We start from the raw sequence: 12,794 nt of genomic DNA, 5'->3' as shown, positions 1-12,794 counted from the left end.
GGAAGGCCCCGACGGGTCTAGTCTGAGGAGGTTGCCCGAACATCCCGACATCGAGGAGACCCCTGTGTCCATCACCGTGAAGGCCCTGCAGAAGACCGGGCCCGACCAGCCCTACCGCGTCGTCGAGATCGAGCGTCGCGATCCCCGCGAGACCGACGTCGTCATCGACATCAAGGCCGCGGGCATCTGCCACAGCGACATCCACACCATCCGCAACGAGTGGGGCGAGGCGCACTTCCCGCTCACCGTCGGCCACGAGATCGCCGGCGTCGTCTCCGCCGTCGGCTCCGCCGTCACCGACTGGAAGGTCGGCGACCGCGTGGGCGTCGGCTGCCTCGTGAACTCCTGCGGCGAGTGCGAGCAGTGCCTCGCCGGCTTCGAGAACAACTGCCTCAACGGCAGCGTCGGCACCTACAACGCGAAGGACGTCGACGGCACGATCACCCAGGGCGGCTACGCCCAGAAGGTCACCGTCGAGCAGCGCTTCGTGTGCCGCATCCCCGACGCCCTCTCCTTCGAGCAGGCGGCGCCCCTGCTGTGCGCCGGCATCACCACCTACTCGCCGCTCGCCCGCTGGGGCGCCGCCGAGAAGCGGGCCGACGGCTCCGCCAAGAGGGTCGCCGTGCTCGGCATGGGCGGCCTCGGCCACATGGGCGTGAAGATCGCGGCGGCCATGGGCGCCGAGGTCACCGTGCTCTCCCGCTCGCTCAAGAAGGAGCAGCTCGCGATGGACCTCGGCGCCAGCCGGGTGCTCGCGACCACCGAGGACGACTTCTTCACCGCGCACCGCGGCGAGTTCGACCTGATCCTCAACACGATCAGCGCGGACATCGACGTCGACGCGTACCTGCGCCTGCTCACCCCGCGCGGCGTCATGGCCGTCGTGGGCCTCCCGCCGGCCGCGCAGTCGCTGAGCTTCGCCTCCATCATCGGCGGCGGCAAGGTGCTCGCCGGCTCGAACATCGGAGGCATCCCCGAGACCCAGGAGATGCTGGACTTCTGCGCCGAGCACGGCTTCGGCGCCGAGGTCGAGGTCGTCTCCGTCGACGAGGTCGACGCGGCCTACGAGCGCGTCGTCGCCGGCGAGGTGTTCTTCCGCGCCGTCATCGACACCGCGACCTTCGAGGACGCGCCCGTCGCCGTCTGAGACGGTCCCCGTCCGAGGCCGTCCCCGGCCCCGATCGTGCCCGCGCCCTGCCCCGTGCAGAGCGCGGGCACGCTCATGCCAGGAGCTCGACCGGCAGGTCCGTCTCGACCGCGCCGCCGGCGCCGTCGGACTCGATCCGCGTGACCCGGGCGCCCGGGACCTCGGTCACGGCCCGCTCGAGGTCGGTGCCGCGGAACAGCAGCCCGGCGCCGTCGTCCGTGCACAGGGCCGGGCCGAGCACCCCCTCGGCGACCAGGCGGCGGATCAGCGGGCGCCGAGCGGCCTCGGAGTCCATGTGGACGCCGTTCGCGCCGGGCAGGAAGCCCAGTCCGTTCGTCACCGGCGCGAGATCAGGGCCGAAGGAGTCCGTGACCCCGCCCTCGAACCAGCAGATCGACCCGGCAGAGATCCCCGCGAGGACGACACCCTCCTGCCACAGCCGGTGCAGGATCTCCGGCAGCCCGTGCGCCCGCCACACCGCGAGCAGGTTCACGACCGAGCCGCCGTTCACCCAGATGACGTCGAAGCCCCGCAGGTAAGACTCCACATCGGACACGTTGGGCATGGAGAACAGGCTCAGGTGGTGCAGGCGATAGCCGGCCTCGCGCGCCGCCTCCTCCATGTCCCGCTGGAAGCCCTTGTCGTCCCCGGAGGCGGTGCCGATCACGCAGATCCGGTCGCCCTGGGCGAGCTCGGTGGCGAGCGCCATCATCGGGCCGAAGCCGAAGCGGAGCCGAGGGTACGGGCGCAGGCCCGCGCTCGTGGCGAGGATCGTGGGGGCAGAGGCCGTCATGGCGCTCCTTCAGCAGGATCGGGCGGCGGGAGCGGCCAGCCTACGGGTACCCCGCGCGGGGCCCGTCGGCCGGGATGCCGTCGGAACCGCCCGCGGAACCGCCGTCGGACCCGTCCCCGGACATGCAGAAGGGCCCCCGCCGTTCCCGGCGAGGGCCCTTCAACGCGGTGAAGCAGAGGCGCTCAGGCGCTGAGCTTCTGCACCTTGCCGGCCTTGAGGCAGGAGGTGCAGACGTTCAGGCGCGTGGGCGTGCCCTTGATCACGGTGCGCACGGTCTGGATGTTCGGGTTCCAGCGGCGCGAGGTGCGGCGGTGCGAGTGGGACACGCTCTTGCCGAAGCTCGGGCCCTTGGCGCAGATGTCACACGTGGAAGCCACTGTCGTCTCCTGAAGGGTCGAAATGCTGTACCTGGTGCCCGCCCGAGCCTGGCCGGCTCGCGGACCATGGGATCCGCGCCGCACGAGATTCGGTGACCTGGACAGCGCGATGGGGACGCACGGCCCCCGGGTGGTCAGGGCAACCCCGACACCATATCCCAGAGCGACCCCGGACCAGAAGTGCACAGCACCCGTCGCGCCCTGTGGACTCCGCCACAGCACCCTGCGGGGATGGCACGATGTACTCGGCGACGGCACAGGACAGGAGGCTGCGGTGGCGCGGACGCGAACCCCGGCGCGGGGCACCGGCTCCCTGCCGCTCGAGGAGGTCCTCGAGTCCAAGGAGCTCAAGGCGATGCACGGATTCGACGTGCACACCCTCGACGACATGCTCCGCTTCGCCCCGCGCCGCTACACCGTGCCCGCCGCCCTCCGCTCGATCCACGAGGTCGCCGAGGGGGAGGAGATGGCCGCGGTCGTCACCGTGACCGGGCTGACCGCGCGCAGCATGCGCAACCGGCGCGGCACCCTGCTCATCGTCGACGTGACCGACGGTGACTCCGCCCTCGAGCTGGTCTTCTTCCTCGCCAAGGAGCACCAGGTGGCGTGGCACCGGTCCCACCTGCGCGTGGGGGAGCGGTACACCGTCTACGGGATCGCGGGGCGCGACTCGCGCACCGGCACCCCCCAGCTCACCCATCCGCGCTACGAGGAGTACGAGGACACCCCGGAGGGGCGCGCCCGGGCCGAGCGGCCCCTGCCCGTGTACCCGCTGAAGAAGAACGTCGCCCAGAAGACGATGCGGGACGCGACCGAGCGGGGGCTCGAGTTCGCCGACGGCCTCCAGCGGATCCTCCCGGACGCGGTGCTCCGCCGGCGCGGCCTGCTGTCGCTGGCCGACGCCGCCCGCGCCCTCCACCACCCGCTGACCGTCGAGGACACGCTCGCGGGCCGGGCGCACCTGGTGTTCGAGGAGGCCTTCGTGCTGCAGGCGATCTTCGCCCAGCGCCGCGCCCAGGACGAGCGCACCCCCGCGCCAGCCCTGCGCGGCGACGGCCCGCTGCGCCCCGCCCTCGACGCACGCCTGCCCTTCACCCTCACCGACGGGCAGCTCGAGGTGGGGGCGGCCCTCGAGGAGCGTCTCGCCCGCGAGCACCCCACCTCGGTGCTGCTCCAGGGGGACGTCGGCTCCGGCAAGACCGTCATCGCGCTGCGGGCCATGCTCAGGGCGGTCGACTCCGGGCACCAGGCGGCACTGCTCGCGCCCACCGAGGTCCTCGCCGAGCAGCACCACCGCACGATCACGGGCCTGCTCGGCGATCTCGCCGCCGCGGGTCGCCTCGACGGACACGCCGACGCGACCTCCGTGCGCCTGCTCACCGGCTCCCAGCGCACCGCCGAGCGGCGGCGCACCCTCCTCGACGTCACCTCCGGCGAGGCGGGCATCGTCATCGGCACCCACGCCCTGCTCACCGAGTCCGTCGAGTTCGCCTCGCTGGGCCTCGTCGTCATCGACGAGCAGCACCGCTTCGGCGTGGACCACCGCCGCCGCCTCCGCTCCAAGGGGCCGGGCGGCATGAGCCCGCACGTCGTCGTCATGACCGCGACACCTATCCCGCGCACCGCCGCGCTCGCCGAGGTGGGCGACCTCGACGTGCTCACCCTCCGCGAGAGCCCCGGGCGCCGCGCCGGCGTCACGAGCTTCGTCGTCCACGAGTCGCTCCCGCGCTGGGAGCAGCGGATGTGGGCGCGCGCCGGGGAGGAGGTCGCCGCGGGCCGGCAGGTGTTCGTGGTCTGCCCGCGCATCGACGAGGACGACGCCGCCCCACCGGACCCGGAGGGGAGCGAGCCGCTGCCGCCCCCGCGCGGCGTCACCGAGACCGCCGCCCGCCTCGCCTCCCGCCCCGAGCTCGCGGGCGCCCGCGTGGGCGTGCTCCACGGCCGCCTCTCCACCGAGGAGAAGCAGCAGGTCATGGAGGACGTCGTCGCAGGGAGGATCGACGTGCTCGTCGCGACCACCGTGATCGAGGTGGGCGTCGACGTCCCCAACGCCTCGACCATGATCGTGCTGGATGCGGAGCGCTTCGGCGTGTCCCAGCTGCACCAGCTGCGCGGGCGCGTGGGGCGCGGCGAGGCCCCCGGCATCGCGTTCCTCGACACCCGGGTCGAGCAGGGCTCCGTCTCCTCCCGGCACCTGCAGTCCGTCGCGGAGGCGACCGACGGCTTCGCCCTCGCCGAGCTCGACCTCCACCGCCGCGGCGCCGGCGACCTCGTGGGGGAGCTGCAGTCCGGCCTGGGCCGCACGCTCCAGCACCTCGACGTCATCCGCGACGGCGAGGTCATCGCCCGGGCCCGCGAGGACGCCTTCCCGCTCGTCGCCGCGGACCCGGATCTCGCCGACCATCCGGTGCTCGCCGCGGCGATCGAGACCCGTCTGGCGGACGCCGACGTGGAGAGGAGCTGACGTGCCCCGCATCGTCTCCGGCAGCCTCGGGGGCCGCACCATCCCCGGCATCGTCTCCAAGGGCACCCGGCCCACCTCGGACCGGGTGCGCGAGGCGCTCTTCTCGCGGCTGGACGGCTGGGACGCCCTCACCGGCGCGCGCGTGCTCGACCTGTACGCCGGCACCGGCGCCCTCGCCTTCGAGTCCCTCTCCCGCGGCTCCGCGCACGCCCTGCTCGTGGAGCTGCACGCGCCGAGCGCCCGCTCGCTGGGCGCGGCCGCGAGGGAGCTGGGCCTCGCCGATCGCTGCACCGTGCGCGCCGGCCGCGCCGAGACCGTCGCCGCCCAGCTCGCCGCGGAGGCGGGGGCGGGCGCGGAGGTGGGAGAGGGCGCGGTGTCGCGGGCACCGTCCGGGGCGGCCGGTTCCGGCGGGGCGGTTGCTTCCCGCGGGGCGGCCGGTTCCGGTGAGGCGGCCGGCTCCCGTGAGCCGTGGACGCTCGTGTTCCTCGACCCGCCCTACGACGTCCCGACGGAGACCCTCGAGGCGCTGCTGGTGACCCTGCGGCCCGCGCTCGCCGACGACGCCCTCGTGGTGATCGAACGCAGCAGCCGCACCCGCCCGATCACCTGGCCCGAGGGCTGGGCGGACGACGGCACCAAGAGCTACGGCGAGACCGTGCTCCAGTACGGCGGCCCGGCCACCTGACCTCGCTCACCGCCACCTCGCCCGCGCGCTTCCTCACGTTGCTCGCCGCTGCCCCAGCTCGCGGATGGTCCGATTCCGTTCCAGAAGCGGCGCCGATCTGGAACAGAATCGGACCATTCCGGGAGTGAGCGCGCCGCGCGAGTGCGCATGGCGCGCGGGGAGTGCGCGCGGCGCGGCGGCGTGGGGAGGGCGACCGAGAGCTCAGCCCCAGTTCGCGGCGGCGGAGATGCAGAAGGGGTGCCCGGCCGGATCCAGCAGCACCACCCAGGTCTCCCCGGGCTGCGGATCCGCGCGCACCGCGCCGAGCTCGACGCAGCGCTGCGCGGCGACCTCCACGTCGTCGGCCGCGAGGTCCAGGTGGAACTGCTTGTGCCCGTCATCGGGCCAGGTCGGGGCGACGTGGTCGGGGATCCGGCCGATGCCCAGCGCGTTCGAGGGGCCCTGGAGCATGGCGTAGTCCTCGGTGATCGCCACGACGGGCCAGCCCAGCACCGCCTCCCAGAAGCGGGCGAGGGGCTCGACCTCCGCGGCGTCGAAGGTAAGCATCGCGAGGCGGGCGACGGGGGTGGGGGACTGCTCGGTGGTGGTCATGCCTGCCACACTGCCCCCATGACCACCGCCGGCGATGGGACGAACGCGACACCGGAGCACATGTACGGCCACGTGCTGCATCCGGAGGAGTTCCTCGCGCGCGCCCGCTACGGCTCCGCGCCCCCGTCGGAGGAGCTCGCCCCGTGGGTGGACCGCTACTGGTCCGTGCGCTGGGACCTCGAGGAGGGCACGAGTTACCCCGTCGCCACCCTCGACGACCCGTGCGTGCACCTCACGCTCGAGCGCGGGGACGTGCTCCGCCGCGGCGCCGACGGCGGCGGCACCTGGATCACCGGCCCCGTCACCCGCGGCGTGTTCGACGTGCGGCTCACCGGGCGCGGCAGCGTCGTCGGCGTGCGCTTCCGCCGGGGAGGGACCGCCGCCTTCCGGAGCGAGGCGGTGAGCACCCTGCGGGACCGCACCGTCCCCGCCGCGCGCTGGTTCACCGACCCGCCCTTCCCCGACGACCTCCCGGAGGACGTTGACGCCGCGGCGGGCGCTCTCGACGCCTGGCTGCTGGCCCTCGGCCCGCGGGACACCCCGGGACTGCTCACCCTGCGCGCCGTGCTCGACCTGCTCGACGACCCCGCCGTCATCTCGCTCGCCGCGCTCCAGGAGCGCACCGGGATGACGGCCCGCACCCTCCAGCGTCTGCTCGCCCGGCACGTGGGGGTGGGGCCCAAGCGGATGCTCGTGCGCGCCCGCGTCATGGACGCGCTCGCCGCGATCGACCGCGGGGACCCCCGCCCCGCCGCGACGATCGCCGCGGACCTCGGCTGGTTCGACCAGTCGCACTTCATCCGGGACGTGCACGCGATCAAGGGCCTCACCCCGGCCGCCTACGCCGCACGCCGGGACGCGGCGCGAGGGGACGCCGCACGCCGGGACACCGATCGCCGGGATGTCGCCGGCTCGGCACCCGCCGCGCGCTCCTCCGCCGGCCGCTGATCAGCGGACGGCGGATCAGCGCAGGACGGAGAGCGCCCCGTCGGCCCGACCGGCGGAGCAGGCTCGGGGGCATGACATCGACACCCGCCCTCACCGCCGAGACCGAGACCCCGCCGCCCACCGCCCTCACCGAGCGCACCGCCGCTGGCCTCCTGCACCAGAGGATCCTGCTGCTGGACCGGGAGCTCGAGCAGGACAACGGCGCTCAGCTGTGCGCCCAGCTCGTGCTCCTCGCCGCCGAGGACCCCACCCGGGACGTGACCCTGCTGATCAACTCCCCGGGCGGCCTGGTCCCCGCGATGCTCGCGATCGGCGACCTCATGGACCTCGTCCCGTGCGACGTGCGCACCGTCGCCCTCGGCATGGCCTACAGCGCCGGCCAGTTCCTGCTCACCCACGGCACCCCCGGCAAGCGGTACGTGCTCCCGCACGCGCGGGTGCTCATGCACCAGGGGTCGGCCGGGTTCGGCGGCAGCGCCGCGGACATCGAGCTCCAGGCGGAGGACCTGCGGCGCGGCCGGGACCTGCTGCTGGACCTCACCGCGGAGCGCACCGGGCAGAGCCGCGAGACGATCGCCCGGGTCTCGGAGCGGGACCGGATCTGGGAGGCGCAGGCGGCCGTCGAGTACGGCTTCGCCGACCACGTGCTGGGCTCCCTCGCCGAGCTCCTGCCCTTCGGCGGCCCGGCCCGCCCGAGCGGGGTGTCCCGATGAGCTCCTACACGATCCCCAGCGTCATCGAGCGCACCGTCAGCGGGACCGAGCGCAGTGCGGACGTCTTCTCCCGCCTGCTCTCGGACCGCATCGTCTACCTCGGCACGGGAGTGGACGACGGGGTAGCCAACACGATCATCGCCCAGGTCCTCCACCTCGAGAACGACGCCCCCGGGCAGCGGATCCAGCTGTACCTCAACTCCGAGGGCGGGGACGCGCAGGCCGTTCTCGCGATCCACGACGCCCTCGCCTACGTGCGCTGCCCGATCGCGGTGACCTGCATCGGCCAGGTGGTCGCGGCGCCCGTCGTGCTGCTCGCCGCGGGCACCCCGGGGCTGCGCTCGGTGCTCCCGCACGCCCGGGTGGTGCTGCACCCGCTCGAGGCGAGCGGCCGCGGCGCGATCCCGGACCTCATCCTCGCGACCCAGGAGGTCGAGCGGGTGCGGCGCGAGCTCGAGACGGTGCTCGCCGAGCACAGCGGCCGACCGATCGCGCAGGTCCGTGAGGACCTCGAGCGGGAGCGCGTGCTCGATGCGCAGGCGGCCGTCGACTACGGCCTCGCGGACACGGTGCTCAGGCGACGCTGAGCAGCACCGGGCCGGTGGCCAGGGCGCCGGGGGACGCGGCCGTCGGCCCCGGGAGCGGCAGCTCCCGGCGACCGGCGGCGGTGAGGTCGAGGACGCGCAGGGCGGCGGGGGAGCGGCGGAGCGCGGCGACCCGGTCGCCGATCTCGTAGACGCTGAGGCCGAGCGCGCCCGTGATCGCGGCGAGCACCTCGGAGGAGGGGTCCTTGCGGCCACGCTCGACGTCGCTCAGGTGCTGCATGCTCACTCCGCTCGCGGCGGCGAGACGGGCGAGGGTGCGGCCCTGGCGGAGGCGCTCCTCGCGCAGCACCGCGCCGACGAGCTCCCGCAGCAGCGGCTCGGTGGCGTGCGACGGACCGGTGCTGGCCGACGGGCCGGCGGCGTCGATCGGCTCGATGGCGTCCATGCACCGAGCCTACGATCCCGTGTCCCGGCGCACACCGGTCTACGCTGTGAGCGGATCCTCGCTGCCGATCACCGCGAGCAGCGCGAGACGGCTCGCGGCCTCCGAGCGGGGCGGCGCGGTGATCAAGAGCAGCACCTGGGACTCGTCCTCGGTGACCAGGGCCTGGCAGTCCACGTCGATCTCCCCGATCTGCGGGTGCACGACGGTCTTGCGGTCCTCGAAGCGGTGCCCCACCTCCTGCCGCTCCCATAGCTGGGCGAACTCGGGGCTGCGTGCGGTGAGGTCGCGGGCCATCTCCGTGGCGCGGGCACGGGTGGTCTCCCTGCCTTAGGCGGCGCGCAGCTGGGCGACCTGGAGGCGGCCCTGATGGGCATGGTCCCGCGCCGGGTAGGCGCCGCGACCGGCGGCGGGGTCCGCGAACCAGCGGTGGATCGCGGAGCGCTCCGGGCCCCGCAGATGGTCCGTGTCCCCGAACAGGGCGCGGGCCGGCTCGTTCTGCACGAGCGTCTCCCCGAGGGAGGTGATGATCAGGGCGGGCGTGTCGGTGAGCCGGTCCAGCACGCGCAGCAGACCCGGGGCGACGTGCCCCTGCGGGGAGGAGCGGTCCGGCGCGGGGTGTCCCGCCACCCGGAAGAGGTAGTCGCGCTCGTCGTCGGTGAGGCGCAGGGCGCGGGCGAGCGCGGCGAGCAGCGGAGGGCTCGGCTGCGGCCCGCGCCTCTGCTCGAGCCGCGTGTAGTAGTCGACGGACATCGCCGCGAGCAGGGCGACCTCCTCGCGGCGCAGTCCCGCCGTGCGGCGGCGGGCGCCCGCCGGCAGCCCGACGTCCTCCGGGCGGAGGTCGGCTCGGTGCTGCACGAGGAAGGCGGCGAGGGCGGGTCGGTCCCTCCCCGAAGCATCGCAGGGCGGCCGGGGCGTATCCAGGGATCGCGGATTCCCCGATCGGCGCGGTCTGGAGCGCCACGCTCGCCGGGCCCACGCTGGGGTCATGACACTTCGAGCGAACCTCAGCAGCCACACGATCCTCGTCCCCGGTGCGACGAGCGGCATCGGCCTCGCCCTCGCCCTGCGCCTGCGGGAGCGTGGCAGCACCGTGATCGTCGGCGGCCGCCGGACCGCCCTCCTGGAACAGATCGCCCGCGAGCACCCCGGGCTGGACACCGTCGAGATCGACGTCGCTGATCCCCGCAGCATCGAGCACGCCGTCGCCGAGGTGATCGCCCGCCATCCCGACCTCGACGTGCTCGTGACGATGGCGGGGATCATGCAGGCGGAGGACTGGTCCGATCCCGTCTCGGCCCTCGCGACCGCCGAGCGGGCGGTGACGACGAACCTGCTCGGCACGATCCGGCTCGTCGCCGCCGTCCAGGAGCACTTCCGCGCCCGGGGCGACGCCACGATCATGACGGTCACCTCCGGCCTCGCCCACGTGCCGATGCGCGCCACGCCCACCTATACGGCCACGAAGGCCGCGGTGCACCGGCTCACCGAGTCGCTGCGCCTCCAGCTCGCGCCCGCCGGCATCGAGATGATCGAGCTGGTGCCGCCGGCCGTCGGCACCGATCTCATGCCCGGCCACCGCGACAGCCCCGGCGCGATGGACCTCGAGGCCTTCGCGGACGAGGTCGTGGCGCTGCTCGACGCGCCGCCCGCGGATCCGCGCGCCGCCCGGGAGATCCTCGTGCGGCACGTGGAGCCGCTGCGCCTCGCCGAGGTGCGCGGCAGCTACGAGGAGGCCGTGGCGCGGCTGAACCCGCCGCTCGCCTGACCCCGTCTCCGGCGCGCCCCGGAAGCGTCGAGGGGTGGCCGCATAGCCTGCTCGGATGGGATCCGATCAGGTGCGCATCGCCTACTCCGAGCGGGCGGTCGAGTACGCGACGCTGCTCGGTCACGTCGAGGACCTCGCCCTCCAGGACCGCGGCCACCTGGAGGGCTGGGCGGCCCGTGTGGACGGTCCGATCCTCGACCTCGGCTGCGGTCCCGGGCACTGGACCGCGCACCTCGTCGACCGCGGTCACGAGGTGCGCGGGATCGACCCGGTGCCGGCGTTCGTGGAGATCGCCCGGGACCGTCGGCCGGACATCGACGTGCGACTCGGCGGTGCCCGGGACCTGCTGGACGTGCCCGGGCCCGACGGCGGGTACGGCGGGATCCTCGCCTGGTACTCGCTGATCCACCTCGACCCCGCGGCGCTGCCCGGGGCGCTCGCCAGGATCCGTGGGGCGCTGCGACCCTGCGGCCGGCTGCTGCTGGGACTGTTCGACGGCGGCGACGCGCCAGGGCCTGAGCCCTTCGAGCATGCGGTGGTCACCGCGCACCGCTGGCCGGTGTCCGTCGTCGTCGCCCTGCTGCGGGCGGCGGGGCTCGAGCCCGTCGACGTGGTACGCCGCACCGACCCCGGGAGCCGCCCTCATCTCGCGATCGAGGCGGTCGCCGGCCCCGGCGGCGAGGGGGCGTCACCTCGGTCGATGCCGGCTCACGGCGGTTCCGGTCCTACCCTGAGCCGGTGACCGACACGCCTCCAGCCCACCCCGTCCTCGCCGACCTCGACTGGCCCCTGCGCACCGCCCACCTCGCCCTGCGCCCCGCGCGCCCCGAGGACGCCGCCGCGATCTGGCCCTGGTACGGGCGCGAGGACGTGCAGGAGTACACGACCACCCGCCCCGGTGACCTCGCGGCGATGCAGGAGTGGTGGGACGAGCCGAGCCGCCTCGCGAGCACCGTCGTCGCCGAGCGGGACGGGGTGATCGTCGCGACCGGAATGATCAAGGTCCAGGACGCCTGGGGCCAGTCCGACGTGGTCGAGCAGGCCCGCGGGACCCTCGCCGAGCTCGGCTGGACCGTCGACCCGGGCCGGCAGGGCGAGGGGATCGGCACCGAGCTCGCCGCGGCCCTGCTCGACGTCGCGATCGACGGCCTCGGGATCCGCCGCGTCGTCGCCGAGTGCTTCGCCGTCAACACCGCCTCCCGCCGCGTGATGGAGAAGATCGGCATGCGCCTGGAGGCCGTGCACCGCGAGGACTCCCTGCACCGCTCCGGCCACTGGATGGACGGTGCGACCTACGCGATCCTCGCCTCCGAGCGCGCCGCCGGTGAGAGGATGACCGGGTCCGACGAGACCGCCTCCCACCAGGAGACCCGATGAGCACCAGCGTCAGCCCCGTCGAGCCCGCCGTGCCCGTCACGGCGACCTTCACCGTCTCCATGGTCCCCGGTGACACGGTGCTCGAGGGCACCGGCCGCTTCGACCTCGAGAAGACCTGGCACGGCGGCATCGAGGGGACCAGCCGCGGCGTCATGCTCACCGCGGGGGACCCCGAGGCGGGCAGCGCCGGCTACGTGGCGCTCGAGGTGTTCGAGGGCGCCGTCGGCGGCCACGCCGGCACCCTCACGCTCCAGCAGTCCGGGACGATGGAGGGCGAGGACGTGGGCCTCACGTACCGGATCGTGCCCGGCGGCGGCAGCGGCGCGCTCGCCGGGCTGCGCGGGGAGATCACGATCGAGGGCATCGCCGAGGACGGCACCCACCACGCCGCCCTCACCCCGGCCTGACCGACGGTCCCCGGCCGCTCCGGCCCCTAGAGTGGGGGCCATGAGCACGGTCGTCCTCCCCGGATCCTTCGACCCCTTCACGCTGGGCCACCTGGACCTCGCGCGCCGCGCGGCCGCCCTCGCGGACTCCGTCGTGATCGCCGTGAGCCACAACCCCGGCAAGAAGAACGTCCTGGACCTCGAGACCCGCCAGCAGGTCATCCGCGAGACCCTCGCGGCGGAGGGGCTCACCGAGCGCTGCGAGGTGAGGACCCTGGGCCGCGGGCTGCTCGTCGACTTCTGCCGCGAGGCGGGGGCCCACGCCGTGGTGCGCGGGCTCCGCTCCCAGATCGACCTCGCCTACGAGGAGCCGATGGCGCGGATGAACCGCCACCTCGCGGAGGTGGACACCGTCTTCCTGCTCACCGCCGCGGATCTCGCGCACATCTCCTCGAGCCTCGTGCGGGAGGTGCACGCCCTCGGCGGTGACGTCTCCGACATGCTCCCGGCGCCCGCTCTCGACGCACTCGTCGCCGCCTCCCGCGTATCCTGAATCCC

At 74.3% G+C, this 12,794-nt stretch carries 15 protein-coding genes and 1 pseudogene; 11 read left to right on the top strand and 5 right to left on the bottom strand.

Translation table 11 applies throughout. The features are described from left to right. The first annotated feature begins 64 nt into the window (after nt 1-64). The gene (locus tag ABD080_RS12725) at nt 65-1,147 is read left to right on the top strand and encodes an NAD(P)-dependent alcohol dehydrogenase (RefSeq protein ID WP_137770557.1); all 1,083 of its coding nucleotides are present in this window, start codon (nt 65-67) and stop codon (nt 1,145-1,147) included. Nucleotides 1,148-1,220: 73 nt separating this feature from the next. On the opposite strand, the gene ABD080_RS12720 is transcribed toward ABD080_RS12725, so the two are convergent. Together ABD080_RS12720 and rpmB are read right to left on the bottom strand one after the other, a co-directional pair. Further along, nucleotides 1,221-1,940, bottom strand: a complete 720-nt coding sequence (locus ABD080_RS12720; RefSeq protein ID WP_343905368.1) for a Type 1 glutamine amidotransferase-like domain-containing protein — start codon at nt 1,938-1,940, stop codon at nt 1,221-1,223. Between the two features lie 182 nt (nt 1,941-2,122). Then, on the bottom strand, nt 2,123-2,317 hold the full coding sequence (gene rpmB, locus ABD080_RS12715; protein ID WP_137770559.1) for a 50S ribosomal protein L28: 195 nt from the start codon (nt 2,315-2,317) through the stop codon (nt 2,123-2,125). A gap of 274 nt (nt 2,318-2,591) precedes the next feature. Here rpmB and ABD080_RS12710 point away from each other — a divergent pair, with 274 nt between their 5' ends. Both ABD080_RS12710 and ABD080_RS12705 read left to right on the top strand, forming a co-directional pair. After that, on the top strand, nt 2,592-4,781 hold the full coding sequence (locus ABD080_RS12710; RefSeq protein ID WP_343905366.1) for an ATP-dependent DNA helicase RecG: 2,190 nt from the start codon (nt 2,592-2,594) through the stop codon (nt 4,779-4,781). A 1-nt stretch (nt 4,782) separates the two neighbouring features. Beyond that, a complete protein-coding gene (locus tag ABD080_RS12705; protein WP_343905364.1) occupies nt 4,783-5,466 on the top strand; it encodes an RsmD family RNA methyltransferase in 684 nt (227 codons plus the stop codon). A gap of 201 nt (nt 5,467-5,667) precedes the next feature. Here ABD080_RS12705 and ABD080_RS12700 read toward each other — a convergent pair whose 3' ends face one another. Further along, nucleotides 5,668-6,057, bottom strand: coding sequence for a VOC family protein (locus ABD080_RS12700; RefSeq protein ID WP_343905362.1), 390 nt, complete (start codon nt 6,055-6,057; stop codon nt 5,668-5,670). A gap of 18 nt (nt 6,058-6,075) precedes the next feature. On the opposite strand from ABD080_RS12700, the gene ABD080_RS12695 reads away from it, so the two are divergent. The 3 genes from ABD080_RS12695 to ABD080_RS12685 all read left to right on the top strand — a co-directional run bounded on the left by ABD080_RS12695 (nt 6,076) and on the right by ABD080_RS12685 (nt 8,305). Further along, nucleotides 6,076-7,005, top strand: coding sequence for a DUF6597 domain-containing transcriptional factor (locus ABD080_RS12695; protein ID WP_343905360.1), 930 nt, complete (start codon nt 6,076-6,078; stop codon nt 7,003-7,005). Between the two features lie 71 nt (nt 7,006-7,076). Continuing rightward, the gene (locus ABD080_RS12690) at nt 7,077-7,718 is read left to right on the top strand and encodes a ClpP family protease (protein WP_343905358.1); all 642 of its coding nucleotides are present in this window, start codon (nt 7,077-7,079) and stop codon (nt 7,716-7,718) included. After that, nucleotides 7,715-8,305 (top strand): ClpP family protease, encoded by a 591-nt coding sequence (locus ABD080_RS12685; RefSeq protein WP_343905356.1) that lies wholly within the window; start codon nt 7,715-7,717, stop codon nt 8,303-8,305. The genes ABD080_RS12690 and ABD080_RS12685 overlap by 4 nt, the downstream gene beginning before the upstream one ends. On the opposite strand, the gene ABD080_RS12680 is transcribed toward ABD080_RS12685, so the two are convergent. Continuing rightward, nucleotides 8,292-8,708: a helix-turn-helix domain-containing protein gene (locus ABD080_RS12680; RefSeq protein ID WP_259359636.1), complete on the bottom strand. Its 417-nt coding sequence runs from the start codon at nt 8,706-8,708 to the stop codon at nt 8,292-8,294. The two genes, ABD080_RS12685 and ABD080_RS12680, sit on opposite strands and share 14 nt — an antisense overlap. 39 nt (nt 8,709-8,747) lie before the next feature. After that, a pseudogene (locus ABD080_RS12675) lies at nt 8,748-9,563 on the bottom strand (helix-turn-helix transcriptional regulator). A gap of 130 nt (nt 9,564-9,693) precedes the next feature. Between ABD080_RS12675 and ABD080_RS12670 the strand changes: the two are divergent. From ABD080_RS12670 to coaD, 5 genes are read left to right on the top strand one after another with little or no spacing between them, the layout of a single operon-like run. Continuing rightward, nucleotides 9,694-10,473, top strand: a complete 780-nt coding sequence (locus tag ABD080_RS12670) for an SDR family oxidoreductase (RefSeq protein ID WP_343905352.1) — start codon at nt 9,694-9,696, stop codon at nt 10,471-10,473. A gap of 55 nt (nt 10,474-10,528) precedes the next feature. Then, nucleotides 10,529-11,215, top strand: a complete 687-nt coding sequence (locus ABD080_RS12665; RefSeq protein WP_343905350.1) for a class I SAM-dependent methyltransferase — start codon at nt 10,529-10,531, stop codon at nt 11,213-11,215. Further along, a complete protein-coding gene (locus tag ABD080_RS12660; protein ID WP_343905348.1) occupies nt 11,212-11,850 on the top strand; it encodes a GNAT family N-acetyltransferase in 639 nt (212 codons plus the stop codon). Before ABD080_RS12665 ends, ABD080_RS12660 begins: the two co-directional genes overlap by 4 nt. Further along, entirely contained in the window at nt 11,847-12,257 is a 411-nt protein-coding gene (locus tag ABD080_RS12655) for a DUF3224 domain-containing protein (protein WP_137770564.1), read from the top strand. Before ABD080_RS12660 ends, ABD080_RS12655 begins: the two co-directional genes overlap by 4 nt. A 40-nt stretch (nt 12,258-12,297) precedes the next feature. Next, nucleotides 12,298-12,789 (top strand): pantetheine-phosphate adenylyltransferase, encoded by a 492-nt coding sequence (gene coaD / locus ABD080_RS12650; protein ID WP_137770565.1) that lies wholly within the window; start codon nt 12,298-12,300, stop codon nt 12,787-12,789. Nucleotides 12,790-12,794: the final 5 nt, after the last annotated feature.

The sequence above is a fragment of the Brachybacterium rhamnosum genome (genome assembly GCF_039526185.1).
Classification (GTDB): Bacteria; Actinomycetota; Actinomycetes; order Actinomycetales; family Dermabacteraceae; genus Brachybacterium; species Brachybacterium rhamnosum.
Note: the sequence above shows the minus strand (reverse complement) of the source record. Positions and strands in the feature narration are given on the sequence as shown.

Bases quoted from the DNA above. Each gene is read 5' to 3' on its own strand.
- ABD080_RS12670 (WP_343905352.1), top strand. From the start codon at position 9,694: ATGACACTTCGAGCGAACCTCAGCAGCCACACGATCCTCGTCCCCGGT.
- ABD080_RS12690 (WP_343905358.1), top strand. From the start codon at position 7,077: ATGACATCGACACCCGCCCTCACCGCCGAGACCGAGACCCCGCCGCCC.
- ABD080_RS12665 (WP_343905350.1), top strand. From the start codon at position 10,529: ATGGGATCCGATCAGGTGCGCATCGCCTACTCCGAGCGGGCGGTCGAG.
- coaD (WP_137770565.1), top strand. From the start codon at position 12,298: ATGAGCACGGTCGTCCTCCCCGGATCCTTCGACCCCTTCACGCTGGGC.
- ABD080_RS12695 (WP_343905360.1), top strand. From the start codon at position 6,076: ATGACCACCGCCGGCGATGGGACGAACGCGACACCGGAGCACATGTAC.
- ABD080_RS12720 (WP_343905368.1), bottom strand. From the start codon at position 1,940: ATGACGGCCTCTGCCCCCACGATCCTCGCCACGAGCGCGGGCCTGCGC.
- ABD080_RS12680 (WP_259359636.1), bottom strand. From the start codon at position 8,708: ATGGACGCCATCGAGCCGATCGACGCCGCCGGCCCGTCGGCCAGCACC.
- ABD080_RS12655 (WP_137770564.1), top strand. From the start codon at position 11,847: ATGAGCACCAGCGTCAGCCCCGTCGAGCCCGCCGTGCCCGTCACGGCG.
- ABD080_RS12700 (WP_343905362.1), bottom strand. From the start codon at position 6,057: ATGACCACCACCGAGCAGTCCCCCACCCCCGTCGCCCGCCTCGCGATG.
- ABD080_RS12685 (WP_343905356.1), top strand. From the start codon at position 7,715: ATGAGCTCCTACACGATCCCCAGCGTCATCGAGCGCACCGTCAGCGGG.